Below are 18,888 nucleotides of genomic sequence, written 5' to 3' on the forward strand. Positions count from 1 at the left end.
AATCATGATAAGTATAAAATTTCCTTACCCTTAAATTCAGTATTATTTGTATTTTAAATCCTATTTCTGATCAGAAGTAATGTCCCAATCAAAAAAACTTAAAATATTTTGCTTTTACTTCGAGTACGAGTACTTTTGTTGCTCGTTTTGTGCACAGACACTTTTATGCTCGACAACCTTATTACATCTAAAACCCGTTTAAAACTTTTGGTAAAATTTTTCAGCAATGTTAATAACCAAGGGCATTTGAGAGGGCTAGCAGATGAGTTTGGAGAATCCACCAATTCAATACGAAAGGAACTTAATAATTTGTCCCATGCAGGATTTTTGGTAAAAGTTGCTGAAAAAAACAGAATAGAATACCAAGCCAATCCCCATCATCCTTTGTTTTCTAATTTGCAGGATATTATTCGCAATTACCTTGGTTTTGACCGTTTGGTTGAGGCAGTTTTGGAGAGAATGGGAGAAGTGAATGAAGTGATACTGACTGGTGATTATGCCCAAGGTATTGATTCAGGCACCATTGAGGTGATGATCAAAGGAGAAGCCTTAAACGAAAGTTACCTAGAACACCTCACAGGAAGAATTGAGGAATTGATAGAGAGAAAAGTAAAATTCAAAGTAAATCAGGAGATTGATTCAAAAGATTGCCTGACATTGTTTAAAAAGTAGATTCTTGATTTAGCACAAATTGAGAATAGTCAAATAATCTGAATAAGCACAATTATAAATGTGACTGAAAGGGCGAAGCTGTGTCAACCAAAATGAGTTTAGGTCAAGTTTTTGCTTATATTCTAAATAGTTTGAATTATTTTTCGGGGTAATTATTAATAATAAGAAAATTTGAATTTAGGAATTGAGATAACCAATCCTTTGTTTTTCCGAACACGGGCTAATATTTTCAAAATGAACAAAAACAACAACAATCAAATTTCAGTTTTAAGACTTCTTTTTACCGGGTTATTTTTAGTCGTTTTGGCAATATCTTCTTATGGCCAATCTGTCGCTGATATCCAAAACATTAAGGTGGATGAGTTATCGGATGCCCAACTTGAGCAGCTTCTCAAAAGAGCCGAAACCTCAGGAATGAGCGAACAACAGCTTGAGGCAATGGCAAGAGAAAGAGGGATGCCTGCAATAGAAGTTGCCAAACTGAGACAAAGAATCAATAAGTTAAGGAGAAAAGGGACAGATTCGCAGAGTAAAACCACACCCGCGCAGAACAGCGAAGGAAGGGAATGGATTCAATCCGAAGAAGAATTTGTGGAAGAAGAAATTGAATTTACTGAGGAGGAAGAAAAAATATTTGGTTTTAAATTATTCAGAAACAAAAACCTCAATTTTACGCCAAACTTAAATATCCCAACTCCCCAAAATTACATTTTAGGTGCCGGTGACCAATTATTGATTGATATTTATGGAGCTTCCCAATTTGAATATGACTTGAATATCAATAGTGATGGGTTGGTTTTTATTCCCAATGTTGGCCCTGTGAATTTATCCGGACTGACGGTGGAAGCCGCAACCTCAAGACTTTCAAGATCTTTGGGTTCGATATACTCCGGATTAGGTGGTTCCTCCCCAAATACTTTCATGAAACTTAGAGTAGGGAATATCAGATCCATCCAAGTTTCTTTGGTAGGTGAGGTATTCACTCCGGGCAATTACACACTTTCTTCCTTCGCATCTGTCTTCAATGCCCTCTATGCAGGAGGTGGTATCAAGTCGGATGGCTCTTTTAGAAATATAAGGGTTTACAGAAATAGTAAGATGATTGCAGAGTTAGACATTTATGACTTTTTGGTAAATGGAAATCAGTCGTCGAACATTAGACTTGAATATAATGATGTTATATTGATTCCGCCTGTTGAAAAGAGGGTAGAAATCACAGGTCCTGTCCGAAGAGAGGGATTATTTGAAATGAAGAATGATGAAAACCTTCAAGACCTTATCAAATTTACCGGAGGATTTTCAAGCAATGCTTATTCTAATTTGGGAACTGTTTTTAGAACAACGGACCATGAATTTAAAGTAGAGAATATAGAAAGTCAAAATTTTGAGAACTTCATTCCAAAAGATGGTGACAAGTTTATTTTTGGAGAACTTTTAGATCGATTTGAAAATAGGGTACAGATTTCTGGAGCATTGTTGAGGTCTGGAACTTATGCCTTGGAGGAAGGTATGGGAGTAAAAGATTTAATACAAAAAGCAGGGGGGTTGCGAGCTGATGCTTTTATGAATAGAGCTGCACTTTACCGAACCAGAGAAGATTTTTCTTTGGAAATGGTCACTGTAAATATCAGTGAAATTGTAAAAGGAAACGAAGATGATATCTCGCTAAAAAGAGAAGATGTTTTATATATTCCTAGCGTTTATGATCTAAGAGAAGAGTTTTATGTAATTATCGGAGGTGAAATAAATAGACCGGGGACATACGCTTTTGCCGAACAGATGAGTGTTTCTGATTTGGTATTTAGAGCAGGGGGTTTAAAAGAATCTGCAACATCATCCCAAATAGAAATAGCAAGAAGGGTAAAAGATGACGTTTCCGGGAAATTGGCGGAAATCATCCATATAGATATTGACAAAGACCTCAAGATTTTGGGCGAAGACAAAAATTTTGTTTTGACGCCATTTGACAATGTTATTGTTCGTAGAAGTTCAGGATTTCAAAGAAGTCGTTTTGTGAGTGTTGAAGGAGAAGTGCTTTTTCCGGGAGAATTTGCCATCGCGCATGCCAATGAAAGAATTTCTGATTTATTGAGAAGGGCAGGAGGATTAAACCAATTTGCTTACCCAAAAGGTGCCACATTGATTAGGAGAAATGAGTTTTTTGAAGGTCCGAGCGAAGAGGAAATCAAGTCCACAAATTTGATGGAAGTAAAAAGAAACCTACAAAGGATAAAAAGAGATACTACAGAAGCCGAGAAGATTTTATTAGAGAGGATAGACCAAAAAATTGAAGAAAAAGGTGGGGGTATTTCAAACAAACGTGGAGGCCTCTTGATTGATGATTTTAAAAAGGAAACAATTGAGGATTTGGTTTCAGAAAATGACACTTTACCACAGGAGGTGGTGAAAACTCAGGACATGATTGGGATCGACTTAGTTTCTATCGTAAATAATCCGGGTAGTCAATTTGATTTAATAATTCAGGAAGGCGATGTGTTGAGCATCCCTAAATTACTGCAAACAGTCAGAATGAGAGGTGAAGTTCTATTCCCAACAACCGCGCGGTACGAGGAATCAAACGGTTTTAAATCCTATATTTCAAGAGCTGGTGGGTTTACAGATAAATCTAGAAAAAAACGGTCATATGTAGTATATGCAAATGGCGATGTAAGGAGAACTTCAGGATTTCTTTTCTTCAGAGTGTATCCTAAGATTGAGCCGGGTTCAGAAATAATTATTCCTTCTAGGAAAGACAAAGAACCATTGTCGATACAAGGGTGGCTAGCCATTACGACCACGTTGACTACCTTGGTTCTTGTGATAAACCAATTGAATCAATGATTTTGTTAGAAGATAAGCTTTGTCTATTTGTAAATTTGAAATAAACCAAAACAGTAAAATCACAAAATATAAAGCGTAAAATAGATAATGTAATCGATTTTATTTTGAAATATATTTAGTGTAAGCAAACTATTTGTCTATAAATCCTAACAGCTTTTAAATAAAATTCGCAAAAAGTAATTTAATTTTGTTTCAAATACAAAAAAAAATATTTGAATTACTTTTTTTTGTATTTATAATTTATTTTCTTTGCATCGTCTAAAAAAACAAGTTTGATTCAAAGTTTTCAATGTATCAATCCACTAATTTAAGTTACAAAATCAATAAATCTATCTCGATAGAATTATGTGCCGATAATTCCAATGGCAACAAAAAATAATTCAAAAATTTATCAACCATAAAATTTTTATAAAATGAAAATTACAGTAGTAGGTACAGGATACGTCGGTTTGGTGTCCGGGGCATGTTTTTCTGAAGTAGGCATTGAAGTTGTCTGCGTTGACATTGACCAAAAAAAGATTGACAATCTAAAAAACGGCATTATGCCGATTTACGAACCAGGTCTTGAAGAGATCGTGAAACGAAACTTTTCAAGTGGAAGGCTTCAGTTTTCAACCAATCTTGGCGAAGCAATTAAGGATTCTAAAGTAGCATTTATTGCCGTTGGTACCCCTCCCGGAGAAGACGGCTCTGCAGATTTAAAATATGTACTGGCCGTGGCCGATGAAATAGGGCGGACCATGACAGATTACATTGTCATAGCAACAAAAAGTACTGTACCTGTAACAACAGGAGAGAAAGTCAGGGCAGCCATCAAAGCAGCACTTGAAAAAAGAGGTTCTGATCTTCCGTTTGCGGTAGCATCCAATCCTGAGTTTTTGAAAGAAGGAGCTGCAGTAGATGACTTTATGAAGCCGGACAGAATAGTCATTGGTGTGGATGATGAAAAGGCTGAAGAAATAATGAAAAGGTTATATAAACCATTTCAATTAAATGGAGATAGGATAATCTACATGGACATTCCATCTGCTGAAATGACCAAGTACGCTGCTAACGCTATGTTGGCCACAAAGATTTCTTTCATGAATGATATTGCCAATCTCTGTGAATTGGTTGGGGCAAATGCTAATATGGTTAGAAAGGGGATTGGGTCGGACCCAAGGATCGGTACTAGGTTTATTTATCCTGGCGTAGGTTATGGTGGGTCATGCTTTCCAAAAGATGTAAAAGCTATTGTCAAGACAGGCAAAAAGTATGGTTATGATCTTCGTGTTTTGCAAGCTGTTGAAGATGTAAATGATGATCAGAAGCATGTGTTGGTAAAAAAAGTCAAAAAGCATTTTGGCGATGACTTAAGTGGAAAAACGTTTGCGATTTGGGGTTTGAGTTTCAAACCCAATACTGATGATATGCGTGAATCCCCTTCAATAGTGATTATTGATGAACTCCTTGCAGCAGGGGCAAAAGTGAAAGCTTATGACCCTATCGCAATGAAAGAGGCTCAACATATTTATATCGGTGACAAAATCACCTATGCAAAAGATTCTTATGATGCTTTAGTGGATGCAGATGCATTATTGTTAGTTACAGAATGGTCCGAGTTTAGAATTCCAAGCTGGTCTGCTGTAGGAAAATTATTGCATAATAAAGTAATCTTTGACGGTAGAAATATTTATGAAAAAGAATACCTCTCTGAACTTGGATTCACTCTTTATGGGATTGGTATATAAATTTTATATTGCTTTAATCTGATCATTTTTAAAAAAGAACAAATACTAATACTTTCACAAGAAATAAATAACCCTAATTTTTCAGGTATTTTTTCCGTTTAGAAAGTTCTAAAAAAAATTTATGTTGACTTCATTAACAAATTCGAAAATTGGAATTATTGGCTTGGGATATGTTGGACTTCCCTTGGCTGTTGCTTTTGCAGAAAAATTTCAGACTGTAGGTTATGATATAGACTCTAAAAGGGTCGATGAACTTCAAAAAGGAAGTGATCGCACTTTGGAAATCAATGAAAATGAATTAAAAAACGTCATTGTAAAAACCACCATTGAACTAGAGCATAAAAATAAAGGGTTGGTGGTAACTGATGCAATTATGCCTGTTTCCTCCTGCAATATTTTTATTGTCACTGTACCCACTCCTACGGACAAACATAACAGGCCTGTTCTCACACCCATGCTCAAGGCATCTGAGATGATAGGTAAAATATTAAAAAAAGGGGATGTGGTAATATATGAATCAACTGTATATCCGGGCGTGACAGAAGATGAATGTGTGCCTGTTTTGGAAAAAATTTCAGGATTAAAATTCAATGTTGATTTTTTTGCAGGCTACTCTCCTGAAAGGATAAATCCTGGTGATAAAGAACATACCGTTACAAAGATTTTAAAAGTAACCTCAGGAAGTACTCCTGAAATCGCTGATTATGTAGACGAATTATATAGATCGGTTATTGTGGCAGGGACGCATAAAGCTTCTTCCATAAAAGTAGCTGAGGCGGCAAAAGTAATCGAGAACTCCCAGAGGGATATTAATATTGCCTTTGTAAATGAGCTTTCTAAAATTTTTAATTTGTTAGAAATCGATACTCACGAAGTGTTAGCCGCGGCTGGTACAAAGTGGAATTTTTTACCCTTCAAACCTGGACTGGTAGGTGGTCATTGTATTGGCGTTGATCCATTTTATTTAGCTCAAAAAGCTCAAGAAATGGGTTACCATCCAGAGATTATCCTGGCAGGAAGAAGATTGAACGACTCCATGGGAAAACATGTGGCTACCGAAGTAATTAAACTGATGATGAGAAAAAATCTCAAAGTCATTGATTCAAAAGTTCTGATTCTTGGTTTTACATTCAAAGAAGATTGTCCAGACGTAAGAAATACCAGGGTAATTGATATCTTTAATGAACTAAAATCCTTTGATATAGAAGTTGATGTTTATGATCCTTGGGCCGATGCCAAAGAGGTCAAACATGAATATGGAGTTGATATTTTGAATGGGGAAAATGGACCTGATTTAGAGGATTATTCTGCAGTGATTTTGGCTGTTGCTCACAAGGAGTTTAAGCAATTACTTATCCAAAAGTCTGAGAACCAAGTAGTCTATGACGTTAAAGGAATTCTAGAAAAATCGAAAGTAGATGCTAGATTATAAAATTCTTCGGTTATGAAAGAATCTAGAATCATAGAAAATAAAAAAGTTCTAGTTACAGGAGGAGCCGGATTTATTGGATCCAATCTTGTGGATGTACTCCTTAAACAAGGAAACGAGGTTGTTTGCTTGGATAATTTTGCCACCGGTAAAAGGAAGAACCTACAATTAGCGCTTCAAAATGAAAAATTCAAATTGATTGAAGGTGACATTAGGAATTTTGAAGATTGTACTGTTGCCGTTCAAGGCTGTGATTATGTGCTACACCAAGCTGCATTAGGATCTGTTCCAAGGTCAATAACAGATCCAATGACAACCACGGATGTCAATATTGGGGGATTTGTCAAAATGCTTTTTGCCTCCAAAGAAGCAGGTGTCAAAAGATTTGTTTACGCCGCAAGTTCATCTACATATGGAGATCATAAAGCTTTGCCAAAAGTCGAGCACATTATTGGAAATGCCTTGTCTCCCTATGCAATAACAAAATATGTTGATGAGCTTTTCGCCAAGAACTTCTCCGATATTTATGGGATAGAAACAGTTGGACTAAGGTATTTTAATGTATTTGGCAGAAGACAGGATCCAAATGGCGCCTATGCAGCCGTGATTCCAAAATTTGTTTCCCAATTAATGGCACATAATAGTCCCCTGATCAATGGGGATGGAAGTTACTCTAGAGATTTCACTTACATCGACAATGTTATTCAAGCCAATCAATTGGCTGCCATCACTCCCACAATTGATTTTAAAGATAAGTTGAAGCATTATTCCGAAGGCATTGGAAAATCTTACGATCAGGAGATTACGATTTCAGAGGTTTTTAATGTGGCCTATGGGGAAAGAACGACTTTAAAGGAATTGGTTGAAATCTTGCAAATGACTTTGTCAAAATTTGATTCCCAAATTAATGATATCAAAATTTCGTACGGTCCAAATAGGGGAGGAGATATCCCTCATTCTTTGGCCTCAATTGAAAAAGCTAATAAAATTTTGGGTTATGATCCTAAGTATGATATTAAGACAGGATTATTGGAAGCGACTAATTGGTATAGGGAAAATTTAGTGTAAATTAATTGCCCTTTTTTTAATATTTAAAAAATAGTCATTTAAAATTCTTCAATATAATTTAGTTTATAGTTAAAAAATTTCGTTTTCAATAGTTGTTTCAGTGTTATTTTTTCTTCGTTTTATTCGAGGCAAATAAATTTCTCCCATTTGAAGTAAGCTCTCTAAAATAAATTACACAATTACTTTGAATTTAATTAAGCCAGCAAAAGAATACAGAATTTCAAATTATATTTTTATTTTTTAATAAAAAAAATTGATACACTTAAAAACCTTGTCTAGTTTTAAATAACAACAACATTTAAATGGAGAATTCAAAAAACTCAAACGATAACTTGATCTCTGTATCTGAATTGATTGCTTTGGTCAAAAGTGAATTAAAATTTATTTTTGTTACCGCTTTGATTTTTGGTGCTTTAGGAATTTTGATTTCACTTGTACTTGATAATAAATATTCTGCAAGTACTGTTTTTATCCCACAAACTTCAGAAAATATGAAGTTAGGTGGAGGTATTGGTGGCCTTGCTTCGCTTGCAGGAGTCAATTTGGGTGGTATGATGGGAAGCAATGATCTTCCTCCAAGTATATATCCTAAAATAATCAGTAGCTTAGAGTTCAAATTGGAACTTTTGAATAAGGAGATTATTTTTGATGATGGGAGCCAAAAAATCAAATACATAGATTATCTGGATTCAGTTCTAAATAGAAAGATGTATTATAGAGTTGTTTCAGTGCTTGGATTAAGTGATGATAGTTTTATACCTGATAATTTGGGAGAAATCAAGGCATTGAGCGAAAAGGAATTTAGAAATATTAAAAGAATTGAAGAGCAGATTTATATTCTTCCAAATGATAAAGAAGGATTTGTGACTTTGACTTTCACATCTTTAAATCCTAAAGTAGCAGCACAGTTGGCCCAGTTTTCTTTAGAAATTCTTCAAAATGATTTGATTAACTTTAAAGTAAAAAATGCCCAGGCTCATTTTGAATTTGCCTCCGAAAGGTTGGAGGAAAAAAAGGAAGAATTTATTTCCGTCCAAAATAGATTGGCTGTTTTCAGAGACAGAAACCAAAACCTGAATACTGAATTTGCCCAAAATCAATTATTAAGATTGGAAGCAGAATATAATATCGCTTTTAATGTTTTCAATGAATTGGCACTTCAAGTCGAAGAGTCAAAAATCCAAGTAAGTAAAGTAACACCTGTTTTTTCTGTTATTGATAAAGTTTCCATACCAAGTAGAAAATCAGGTCCCAAAAGAGCATTTATCGTGATAGGAGCTTTTGTATTAGGTTTCATTTTTTCGATTGGCTATGTTTTAATTTCTAATTTAATTTCAATAAAAACCTCTTGAATTTTATGATTAATACAACAATCCAAATGGTTGATTTGAAGGCACAATATTTTCAGATCAAAGATGAAGTTAATACTGCAATCCAGAATGTTTTGAATGAAACGTCATTTATCAATGGAGGTGAGGTTAAGGAATTTGCTGAAGGATTAAAATCGTTTACAGGAGCCAAATTTGTAATTCCCTGTGCCAATGGAACTGACGCATTACAGATTGCTATGATGGCTTTGGATTTTAAACTAGGTGATGAGGTAATTGTACCTACTTTTACTTATGTAGCAACAGTGGAAGTAATAGCACTTTTGGGATTGGTTCCGGTATTTATTGATATCATTCCCGAAACTTTTGAGTTAGATTATTCTCAATTATCTTCAAAGCTAACAGATAAAACTGTCGGTATCGTTACTGTACACTTGTATGGTCAATGTGCCAACATGGAATTCTTGCTTCAATTTGCGGAGAAACATAATTTAAAAGTTATTGAAGATGCAGCACAAGCCATAGGAGCGGTAAGTACTTTTTCTAATGGAAAGCATGCTCAAGCAGGTACAATGGGTCATATTGGAACCACTTCTTTTTTTCCTTCAAAAAATTTAGGTTGTTTTGGTGACGGTGGAGCTATTTTTACAAATGATGAAGGGCTAGCTATCAAAATGCAAATGATTGCAAATCATGGCCAAAAGAAAAAATACCAACATGATGTAATTGGTGTAAATTCCCGGCTTGATACTTTGCAAGCAGCAATACTTAGGGTTAAATTGAAGTATTTAGGGAATTATATTGAGGCTAGGAATAAGGTAGCTGAATTATATGACGAGGGTTTAAGGAATGTTTATGACATCTGTATTCCGGTTAGGTCAAACAATTCAAGCCACGTTTTTAATCAATATACGCTGCGAGTTAACCCAAATGATAGGGATCATTTGAAATTATTCTTGGAAAAACATGGTATTCCCACTATGATTTATTATCCAATACCGCTTCACCTCCAGGTGGCCTATAGACCATTTGGTTTTTCTCCGGGAGATTTTCCTGTATCCGAAAGCCTTTCTAAAGAGGTTATTTCTTTACCAATCCATACAGAGTTGGATGTTGAAATTCAACATTTTATTATTAGTACCATAAAAAAGTTTTATGAATCAAAGTAATTATTTTGCTCATCCTTCTGTAGTCATAGACGAAGGGGCTGAAATAGGTGACAAAACCAAAATTTGGCATTTTTCACACATAATGCCAAACAGTAAAATCGGTACAAACTGTAATATTGGTCAAAATGTTGTTGTATCACCCTACGTTACTTTAGGTAATAGTGTAAAAGTTCAGAATAATGTATCGATCTATACTGGTGTCAGTTGTGAAGATGAGGTCTTCATTGGCCCATCTGTTGTGTTCACAAATGTTAGAAACCCACGTAGTTCAATAAACAGAAAGGCTGAATATGCACAAACATTGGTGAGAAAAGGAGCAACAATTGGAGCGAATGCTACCATTGTCTGTGGAAATGAAATTGGAGAGTACGCTTTTATAGGTGCAGGGTCAGTTATTACTAAAGTGGTGAAGCCCTACGCACTTATGGTAGGAAACCCTGCTAAGCAAATTGGATGGATGTCGGAATATGGGAATAAATTGAATTTTGATGATAATGGGATAGCTATTTGTCATGAAAGTAAAGAGAAATATATTTTAGAAAATGATAGCGTAAAAAAAATTATAAAATGAAGAATTTCGCATTAATAGGAGCTGCAGGATACATAGCTCCAAGGCACATGAAAGCCATTAAAGATACAGGAAACAACTTAACAGCAGCATTTGATAAATTTGACAGTGTTGGAGTAATTGACAGTTTTTTCCCTGACGCTGACTTTTTTACAGAGTTTGAACGATTTGACAGACATGTCGAAAAGATGAAGCGGACAGAAAATAAAATTGATTTTGTAAGTGTATGTTCTCCAAATTATTTGCACGATTCTCATATAAGATTTGGGTTAAGAGTTGGTGCGGATGTTATTTGTGAAAAACCCTTGGTTTTGAATCCATGGAATATTGATGCATTGAAAGAAGTAGAAAAAGAACATGGTAAAAAAGTTTTTAATATTTTTCAGTTACGCTTGCATCCTTCAATCATAGCATTGAAAGAAAAAGTGGCAAATGGCCCTAAAAATAAAATATATGATGTAGATCTAGCATATATAACTTCTAGAGGCCATTGGTATTTTACTTCTTGGAAAGGAGATGTAAATAAATCAGGTGGAATTGCTACCAATATTGGAGTGCATTTTTATGATATGCTTAGTTGGGTTTTTGGAAGCGTAAGGGAAAATGTCGTCCATATTAATACCCATGACAGAGCTGCCGGATTTATACAGCTTGAAAAAGCAAGAGTGAGATGGTTTCTGAGTATAAATTCTGATACACTCCCTGATTTTGTCAAAACTAAAGGAGGCAAAACTTACAGGTCTTTGACAATGGAGGAAAATGAGATTGAATTCAGTGACGGTTTTACAGAACTTCACACTCATAGTTACCAGAATATATTAGATGGAAAGGGTTTCCCGTTAGAAGATGCTATTCCCAGTATTCAGCTTGTTCATGATATCAGGCATATGGCACCAGTTGGTTTGAAAGGGGATTTTCATCCTTTGGCAAAAACTCAACTGACCAAGCATCCATTCGATAAAAAAGGCTAGTTGGTTATTTTTTCAGGGCAGATTAAAAATGCTGTTAGTTTAGTCTTTGGAACTGGGTTAGCCCAGTTGCTACCTCTGCTATTCAGTCCAATTTTGACAAGGATCTATATGCCGGATGAGTTTGGGATGCTTACATTTTTTGTATCCCTTTCTTCGCTACTAGCAATTATTTCGTCGGGACAGTATGAAATTGCAATATTGAAGCCAAAAAGATTAATTGATTCATTTAATTTGTTGGTTTTTGCAAGTATCTTCTCTTTAATTTTTTCCGTTTTGTTATACCTGATATTGGCTTTTTTGCATAATTTTAATTTTTTGGTTTTAGACCAACAAATCAATCATTCACTACTGATGTTAATACCTGTAGGTTTGTTTCAAGTGTTTCAATTTCAAAGCTTGATATATTGGCTGACCAAAAGAAACAAGTTCAAGCAGTTAAGCCTTATAAAGGTTTTGCAAAGCGTTTTTATAGTATTTTTTTCATTACTATTTAGCTTTATTTTTAACTCTAAAGGATTGATATTTGCCTTTATAGGTGGATATTTTATTTGCAATTGTTTCATTTATTATACCATCTTTAGATTAAGGTCACAATTTTCTTTTAACAAATATGCCCGAAATATTTTGAGAGAATATAGCCAATATCCAAAATATGTTATGTCCTCAAGCGCCATCAATACTGCTGCGAGTCAAGCCCCTGTCTATTTTATTTCAAAGTTTTATAACCCGACTTTGCTCGGATTTTTTTCGTTTGCAAATAGGATATTAGTTGCACCAATCGGTATAATAAGTGTATCAATAGGGCAAGTATATTTCAAGGAAATCGCAAATAAAGTTAATTACGATAGAAAAAACCTTTATCCATACTTTTTAAAAGTTTTAGGATTGTTGGTAACAATTTCTATTGTAATATTTATTCCTTTTATTTTATTTGGTGATGTTTTATTTGAGTTGATTTTTGGGAAAAATTGGATTTCAGCAGGTCAATATTCACAGGTTATTTCTTTTAGCCTATTGATTAAGTTTGTTGTTTCACCGTTAAGTATTACTTTGATTGCATTGTCCAAAGTAAAACTGTTGTCAATTTGGCAGATTGGATATTTTATATCGACAGTATTGGTTCTGTATTCTGCAAGAAACTTAAGTATTGACTCTTTTATTTGGCACTACGTAATTAATGATTTGATTCTTTACACCATATATTTTTTACTCATATTTTACAGTATTTTTAATTTTAAGGAATGAAACTAAATTATTCCTACGTGATTTATATTTTTGTATATATTTTAATTTTTTTGGTTCCATATGGAGTGATCCCAAGTTATTTTATTTTTAGTGGTGATAATCCAATTGCTAATAAATTATTCGAATTATTTATAGTTTCGACAATTGTATACACCATTTCTCTATCATTCGATTTTTTGCCTCCATTACAGATTAGGAAGATTAGTTTAGATTTTGATAAGATTTTCTTATTATTCTTCTCTTTTTTTTTGTTGACATCTTTTGTAATTGTTTTTACAGCACCTTCTATACCCTTGATTGATTCACTTCGCGGTGCGGACGCTTTTGAATTGAGTGAAGGAAGAGAGGCGTTTCTGAAGGCAAGAAAAGGGGTTTTTTCTTTGCTCGGCTACTTAATAGGTTTTATCAATTCATATTTCTTGCCTTATTTGATAATTTTAGGTTTAATTAGAAAAAATAAATATGTATATATAGTAATTGCTCTGTTTTCATTTTATACTATTCTTTCATTAGAAAAAGCTTATTTTTTGAAGTTAGGGATCCCTCTTTTTTTCCTTTATTTCTACAATGCCAAGAATAAATTTTTTTTCGCTCTCAAGGGAGCAACAGTTTTGGCTTTAATTTTTGCCTTAATGTTTTCCCTTTCTCGATTTACAGGATCAGAGGCAGATAGTAACGAGGTGTTTTTTTCGATACTTTACACTCCGCAGAATGGTTTAGAAGCATTTTTTTGGCGGTCTACTATAGTCCCAATAGTCTCGGCTTTGGATGGCTTAAGGGTATTTACTTATACCTTTGAGTCCGGTTTTTTTAATGGGGATACAAGTTCCTTTATTGCATATTTAAAAGGTTCAACTCACATAAATTTTGAACGCTATCTGTACCAATTCCAATTTGGAGGTTCAGAAACAGGAAATGCAAATCAAGTCTACTTGGTGGAGGCATTTATAAATTTTGGGTATTTTGGAGTTGCAATCTTCACCATTTTTGTAGCTAAATACATTAAAACTTCCCTCGATTCTGATGATGTTGCTTTAAAATCGATTCTTCCTCTTTTTTTATTTCACATCTATAATGCAGGTTTAATTGCAATATTATTAAGCAATGGTCTTTTGTTTTTTATTTTATTTTTAGTTTTTGTAAAATTGAAATGATTTAATAATTGATAAAAAATTAAAACTCTATCGAAAACAAATTTTATTCTATTCATGAAAACGTTCAAAAAAATTACAAAAAAACTGGGAACGTTGTAAAGTTTCAAATTAATGCATTATGATTTTAAGAGGTGTAAAGCTAATAAAATTGACCTTCCAATTATATCTTAACTTTTTTTGACAAATTTCTTTACCGGAAGAGCTATTTATTATAAAAAATTCTAGTTTTGCACCTTTGGTTTTTGACCCTTTATTCTTGCTCAATTATTTTGCTAACCCTAAATTTAGAAATTCTTTATTGTTTGATTTGTCTAATTTGATATTTGATGCAAATGGGCAGTCGAATAATAATCTAACAATAATATGCTCCAGAAAACAAAAAGCCTAGTCAACCTTATTGATTTAATATTTTTAAAAATTTTTTATCTTCCTAGTACTAACACTTTTTATCACAGCAAGTAAGTAGTAGGATATTCCTACATGATTTAACTCTATAGAAATTTCTAAACTCAAAAATGGTATTTATAATTTAAAACCAGAGTAATTAGCAGGTTAAGGAGAATTTCACTCGCTTTTGGGTTTATTAAAATGTTTAAATAAAAGTAAAATGATAAAAATAATTTCAATTATAGGGGCTAGGCCACAATTTATTAAAAGTTTTCCTTTTGAAAAAGCAGCAAATGGGAAAGTTAATTTGATGACTATTCATACCGGTCAACATTATGACCAAAATATGAGTCAGGTATTTTTTGATGAATTTGGAATGAAAAAGCCAGATTACCTGCTAAATCTAGGAGGAGGTATGCATGGTGAACAAACTGGAAAAATGCTTTTCGAAATTGAAAATATATTGATAAAAGAGAGTCCTGATTTTGTTTTAGTCTTTGGTGATACCAATTCTACGCTCGCAGGTGCCCTTGCAGCGGCTAAGCTTAATATAAAAATTATTCACGTAGAAGCTGGTTTGAGGAGTTTTAATAAATCAATGCCTGAGGAAATAAATAGGGTGTTGACAGATCATATCAGTACCTTACTCTATGTTCCCTCTAATCAACCTGCTTCAAATCTTGCTAAGGAGGGTATTACCAAAAATGTTTTCAATGTGGGCGACATTATGAAAGATGTAGTAAAAATTTACAAAGATTCATTTTCAGATGTTCCAAATGAGAAAATCGGGGAAGAATTTATTTACACTACTTTACATAGACCTTATAATACAGACGATCCACTAAGGTTGAAATACATATTGGAAAGCTTGAATAAAATAGGTAAAAGGATTTTGTTTTCGATTCATCCAAGAACTAATAATCTTTTAGATGAATATAATATACCAAAAGCTCAGTTTGGCAATATAGAGTTTTGTAATCCTTTAGGATATTTTGAAAACCTTAAAAAATTAGATAGATGCTCGACATTTATAACTGATAGTGGGGGTATGCAAAAAGAAGCCTACTGGTTGAAGAAAAAGTGTATTACCATTCGTACTGAAACAGAGTGGGTAGAAACATTAGAAAATAGTTGGAATACTTTGGTTTTCGAAAATTTGGAAGAATTGAGTGACCTAGTAAATGTAATTCCGGGTAATTATACAGAATTATACGGGGAGGGAAATACCGGAGTAGAGATTGTTTCATCAATATTAAGTTATGCAAATGAAGAAAAGAAATAAGGTTTTATTAATATCTTATGATTTTCCTCCGGTCGGGGGAGGGGGAGTTCAAAGAAATTTAAAGTTTTTAAAATATTTGAACCGATTTGGTTGGGATACATCTGTGTTAACCGTTAAGAATAGAGAATATTATGTATATGATTATACTCTACTTGATGAGCTTGAGAATAAAACTTCAATTTTTAGAACTTCTTCATTAGACCCGAGTTTTGTGTTTGGTTACCTAAAAGGATTATCTAAAAACAAAAAATCCGCTAAAAATCAAGGAAGTAAAGCGATAAATGAGGAAGGTTTACTTATAAAAGTTTATCGATCAGTACGGGATTGGTTACTGATTCCGGATGGATATGGTGGGTGGATACCTTTTGCATTTTTTAAAGGACTCGAAATAATAAAGTCAGAAAAGCCTGACGTATTATTATGTACCTTCCCGTATGTTTCAAATGCTTTTGTGACATATTTTTTACACTTAGCGACAAAAACCCCCTATGTTATCGATTTTAGGGATGGTTGGATTGATGACCCATATACTGATTTCCCTTCAAATTTCCATAGAAAATTCCACGCCTATTTTGAGAAGAAAGTCCTTTATCGAGCTAAAAATATTGTGGTTTTTGGTGAAATTCAAAAGGAAATTTTTCAAAAAAGGTATCCTAATCTGCAAGCTTCTATTTATGAAATAAACAACGGATATGATCCCGAGGATTTGGAAGGTCTCCAACCTATAAAGCTTCATAATGGTAAATTGAGGATTGTCTATTCAGGGGCAGTATACCGAGACAGGAAAGATCCATTTATCAGTTTTGGTCTGGCATTAAACACCCTTGAAAAAAGTGTTCTTGAAAAATTGGAGGTGGTTTTTGTAGGAGACAAACAAGATTGGTCAGAAGAATTTGTAGTGAAGAACAATTTGACTAATACTGTTTTTTTTACAGGATATCTTCCACATCTTGAAGCATTAAATATTTTAGCTGGAGCCAATTGTTCTTTAATGTTTCTTCGTAAAGGTGATTTTGTAGCCCTCACAGGTAAAATTTTTGAATATATCGGAGTGGGTTTACCAATCATAGCTTGTGTTGAACCTGAAGGAGAGTGTGCAAAACTACTAAAATCAATTGATCATGCAGGAGGAGTTTGTGCACCGGATGATGTTCTTGCCATCAAAAATGTATTAGAAAAATTTGTAAATGGTAAATTGCTTCCTCTTTCTCTTGATTCTAAAGAAAGGTTTTCTAGAAAAAGCCAAGCCTTCAAACTCAGTGGTATCTTACAAAACTCAATTTTAAATGAAAAACCGACCGTATCAAATTTGCACTAAAACAATAATGGATACATCAGATCCCAACATCATATTTGACAAAGATGGGATTTCAGATTATTACCATAATTTTCATAATGTCATGATGAAAGGCTGGCATCCTAATGCAGAAGGGCATGAGGAGCTGATGAGAGTTGCCGAAAAAATTAAGATAGAAGGAGAGGGTAAAGATTTTGATTGTATTATTGGTTTAAGCGGAGGATTAGATAGCTCTTATGTCACTTACATTACCAAAGAAGTGATGGGTTTAAGACCACTGCTATTCCATGTGGATGCGGGATGGAATACAGACCAAGCAGTGGGAAATATTGAGAAATTAGTTGATGGATTAGGCTTGGATCTTTATACTGAAGTAATTAATTGGGAAGAAATGAAAGACTTACAGGTGGCTGTACTAAAGTCTGGAATCTCTGACCAAGACTTGCCTCAAGATTATGCCTTTTTCTCCACGTTGTACATTTTTGCAAGAAAACATAGAATCAAATATGTGATTACCGGATCGAATATTTCAACGGAATGTTGCAGAGAACCTATGGAATGGGGGGGCTATGGACCTGGAATAGATAAAACCTTTATATTAGATATTCACAAAAAATTTGGAAAGAAGCCCTTAAAAACCTTTCCTTTAATTGATATACTTGTTTATAAGGCTTATTACATGACCTTTTTGGGTATGGAAGTTTTCAAACCATTGGATCTAGTTCCATTTGTTAAAAAAGATGCTGAAGAATTTTTAGGAAAAAGATTTGGATGGCAAAAGTTTAAACATAAGCACCACGAATCAAGATGGACCAGGTTCTATGAAGATTATTGGTTGCCTAGAAGATTTGGATATGAAAAAAGAAGAGCTCACTTTTCAAGTTTAATTCTTACGGGCCAAATGACCAGAGATGAAGCGCTAGAAAGAATTTCAATGCCGGAAATGGATGAAAAATTTTTAAATCAGGAATTTGAGTATGTCGCTAATAAATTAGAATTGACTGTTGAGGAATTACAAGCTATGTTTGACTTACCCAAAAAAACATACAAGGATTATCGAAACAAAAAGAAAATCATTTCTTTAGGTACAAAAGTTCTCTCATTAATTGGCAAAGAAAGAAGACTTTTCAGATGATATCAATTATTGACTATGGGGTTGGAAATGTCAAGGCATTTCTCAACATATATAATAAGTTAGGACATAAAGCCCATTTGGCTAAGACTGAAGAAGACCTGATTGGTTCTACCAAAGTAATCCTGCCCGGAGTAGGCCACTTCGATTATGCAATGACAAAATTCTTGGAATCAGGCTTGAGTGAATCAGTCAATGACCTTGTCTTAAATAAAAAAATACCTGCTTTGGGCATTTGTGTAGGAATGCAGATGTTGGCCAGAAAAAGTGAAGAAGGTTCAATGTTGGGACTTGGATGGATGAAGTCTGATGTTATAAGGTTTGATATTGAAAAAATTGATTTCAGACCCCATCTTCCTCATATGGGTTGGAATGATGTCGATATAGTAAAAAATGATAAAATATTAACTGGATTCCCAAACCAAAGCAAATTTTATTTTTTGCATTCGTATTATATGGCGTGTGACAATGTATCCGATATAATTGCCACATCCGAATATGGATCAACCTTCTCTTGCATAGTAAACCATGAAAATATTTATGGCATTCAGTGCCATCCTGAAAAAAGCCATGGTTTCGGTATTAAATTCCTTGATAATTTCGCAAAACTTTAAT

15 protein-coding genes are annotated in these 18,888 nt (G+C 33.9%); all 15 read left to right on the plus strand.

Translation table 11 applies throughout. The annotated features are described in order from the left end of the window. The first annotated feature begins 165 nt into the window (after positions 1-165). The 15 genes from M3O96_RS12965 to hisH all read left to right on the plus strand — a co-directional run bounded on the left by M3O96_RS12965 (position 166) and on the right by hisH (position 18,887). Entirely contained in the window at positions 166-672 is a 507-nt protein-coding gene (locus M3O96_RS12965; protein ID WP_249721053.1) for a helix-turn-helix domain-containing protein, read from the plus strand. Between the two features lie 234 nt (positions 673-906). Next, the gene (locus M3O96_RS12970; RefSeq protein ID WP_249721054.1) at positions 907-3,513 is read left to right on the plus strand and encodes an SLBB domain-containing protein; all 2,607 of its coding nucleotides are present in this window, start codon (positions 907-909) and stop codon (positions 3,511-3,513) included. 413 nt (positions 3,514-3,926) lie between these two features. After that, a complete protein-coding gene (locus M3O96_RS12975) occupies positions 3,927-5,243 on the plus strand; it encodes a UDP-glucose dehydrogenase family protein (RefSeq protein ID WP_249721055.1) in 1,317 nt (438 codons plus the stop codon). Positions 5,244-5,364: 121 nt separating this feature from the next. Beyond that, on the plus strand, positions 5,365-6,675 hold the full coding sequence (locus M3O96_RS12980; protein WP_249721056.1) for a nucleotide sugar dehydrogenase: 1,311 nt from the start codon (positions 5,365-5,367) through the stop codon (positions 6,673-6,675). 12 nt (positions 6,676-6,687) lie between these two features. Beyond that, positions 6,688-7,740, plus strand: coding sequence for an SDR family oxidoreductase (locus M3O96_RS12985; RefSeq protein ID WP_249721058.1), 1,053 nt, complete (start codon positions 6,688-6,690; stop codon positions 7,738-7,740). Between the two features lie 302 nt (positions 7,741-8,042). Further along, positions 8,043-9,092 carry a GNVR domain-containing protein gene (locus tag M3O96_RS12990; protein WP_249721060.1) on the plus strand — a complete coding sequence of 350 codons (1,050 nt, stop codon included), beginning with the start codon at positions 8,043-8,045 and terminating at the stop codon, positions 9,090-9,092. Between the two features lie 5 nt (positions 9,093-9,097). Further along, on the plus strand, positions 9,098-10,237 hold the full coding sequence (locus tag M3O96_RS12995; RefSeq protein WP_249721062.1) for a DegT/DnrJ/EryC1/StrS family aminotransferase: 1,140 nt from the start codon (positions 9,098-9,100) through the stop codon (positions 10,235-10,237). Beyond that, on the plus strand, positions 10,224-10,808 hold the full coding sequence (locus tag M3O96_RS13000) for an acyltransferase (RefSeq protein WP_249721064.1): 585 nt from the start codon (positions 10,224-10,226) through the stop codon (positions 10,806-10,808). The genes M3O96_RS12995 and M3O96_RS13000 overlap by 14 nt, the downstream gene beginning before the upstream one ends. After that, positions 10,805-11,776 (plus strand): Gfo/Idh/MocA family protein, encoded by a 972-nt coding sequence (locus M3O96_RS13005; protein ID WP_249721066.1) that lies wholly within the window; start codon positions 10,805-10,807, stop codon positions 11,774-11,776. Before M3O96_RS13000 ends, M3O96_RS13005 begins: the two co-directional genes overlap by 4 nt. Further along, positions 11,777-13,021 carry an oligosaccharide flippase family protein gene (locus M3O96_RS13010; protein WP_249721067.1) on the plus strand — a complete coding sequence of 415 codons (1,245 nt, stop codon included), beginning with the start codon at positions 11,777-11,779 and terminating at the stop codon, positions 13,019-13,021. Then, a complete protein-coding gene (locus M3O96_RS13015) occupies positions 13,018-14,175 on the plus strand; it encodes an O-antigen polymerase (protein ID WP_249721068.1) in 1,158 nt (385 codons plus the stop codon). Before M3O96_RS13010 ends, M3O96_RS13015 begins: the two co-directional genes overlap by 4 nt. Before the next feature lie 607 nt (positions 14,176-14,782). After that, positions 14,783-15,844 (plus strand): non-hydrolyzing UDP-N-acetylglucosamine 2-epimerase, encoded by a 1,062-nt coding sequence (gene wecB, locus M3O96_RS13020; RefSeq protein ID WP_249721069.1) that lies wholly within the window; start codon positions 14,783-14,785, stop codon positions 15,842-15,844. Then, positions 15,828-17,162, plus strand: coding sequence for a glycosyltransferase (locus M3O96_RS13025; RefSeq protein ID WP_249721070.1), 1,335 nt, complete (start codon positions 15,828-15,830; stop codon positions 17,160-17,162). Before wecB ends, M3O96_RS13025 begins: the two co-directional genes overlap by 17 nt. Beyond that, positions 17,131-18,276, plus strand: coding sequence for an N-acetyl sugar amidotransferase (locus M3O96_RS13030; protein WP_249721071.1), 1,146 nt, complete (start codon positions 17,131-17,133; stop codon positions 18,274-18,276). Before M3O96_RS13025 ends, M3O96_RS13030 begins: the two co-directional genes overlap by 32 nt. Further along, positions 18,273-18,887, plus strand: coding sequence for an imidazole glycerol phosphate synthase subunit HisH (gene hisH / locus M3O96_RS13035; protein ID WP_249721072.1), 615 nt, complete (start codon positions 18,273-18,275; stop codon positions 18,885-18,887). The genes M3O96_RS13030 and hisH overlap by 4 nt, the downstream gene beginning before the upstream one ends. Position 18,888: the final 1 nt, after the last annotated feature.

It is taken from the genome of Aquiflexum sp. TKW24L, from assembly GCF_023502205.1.
Classification (GTDB): domain Bacteria; phylum Bacteroidota; class Bacteroidia; order Cytophagales; family Cyclobacteriaceae; genus Cognataquiflexum.

Bases quoted from the DNA above. Each gene is read 5' to 3' on its own strand.
- M3O96_RS12965 (WP_249721053.1), top strand. From the start codon at position 166: ATGCTCGACAACCTTATTACATCTAAAACCCGTTTAAAACTTTTGGTA.
- wecB (WP_249721069.1), top strand. From the start codon at position 14,783: ATGATAAAAATAATTTCAATTATAGGGGCTAGGCCACAATTTATTAAA.
- M3O96_RS13030 (WP_249721071.1), top strand. From the start codon at position 17,131: ATGAAAAACCGACCGTATCAAATTTGCACTAAAACAATAATGGATACA.
- M3O96_RS12985 (WP_249721058.1), top strand. From the start codon at position 6,688: ATGAAAGAATCTAGAATCATAGAAAATAAAAAAGTTCTAGTTACAGGA.
- M3O96_RS12995 (WP_249721062.1), top strand. From the start codon at position 9,098: ATGATTAATACAACAATCCAAATGGTTGATTTGAAGGCACAATATTTT.
- M3O96_RS13015 (WP_249721068.1), top strand. From the start codon at position 13,018: ATGAAACTAAATTATTCCTACGTGATTTATATTTTTGTATATATTTTA.
- M3O96_RS13025 (WP_249721070.1), top strand. From the start codon at position 15,828: ATGAAGAAAAGAAATAAGGTTTTATTAATATCTTATGATTTTCCTCCG.
- M3O96_RS12970 (WP_249721054.1), top strand. From the start codon at position 907: ATGAACAAAAACAACAACAATCAAATTTCAGTTTTAAGACTTCTTTTT.
- hisH (WP_249721072.1), top strand. From the start codon at position 18,273: ATGATATCAATTATTGACTATGGGGTTGGAAATGTCAAGGCATTTCTC.
- M3O96_RS13000 (WP_249721064.1), top strand. From the start codon at position 10,224: ATGAATCAAAGTAATTATTTTGCTCATCCTTCTGTAGTCATAGACGAA.
- M3O96_RS12990 (WP_249721060.1), top strand. From the start codon at position 8,043: ATGGAGAATTCAAAAAACTCAAACGATAACTTGATCTCTGTATCTGAA.
- M3O96_RS12975 (WP_249721055.1), top strand. From the start codon at position 3,927: ATGAAAATTACAGTAGTAGGTACAGGATACGTCGGTTTGGTGTCCGGG.
- M3O96_RS12980 (WP_249721056.1), top strand. From the start codon at position 5,365: ATGTTGACTTCATTAACAAATTCGAAAATTGGAATTATTGGCTTGGGA.
- M3O96_RS13005 (WP_249721066.1), top strand. From the start codon at position 10,805: ATGAAGAATTTCGCATTAATAGGAGCTGCAGGATACATAGCTCCAAGG.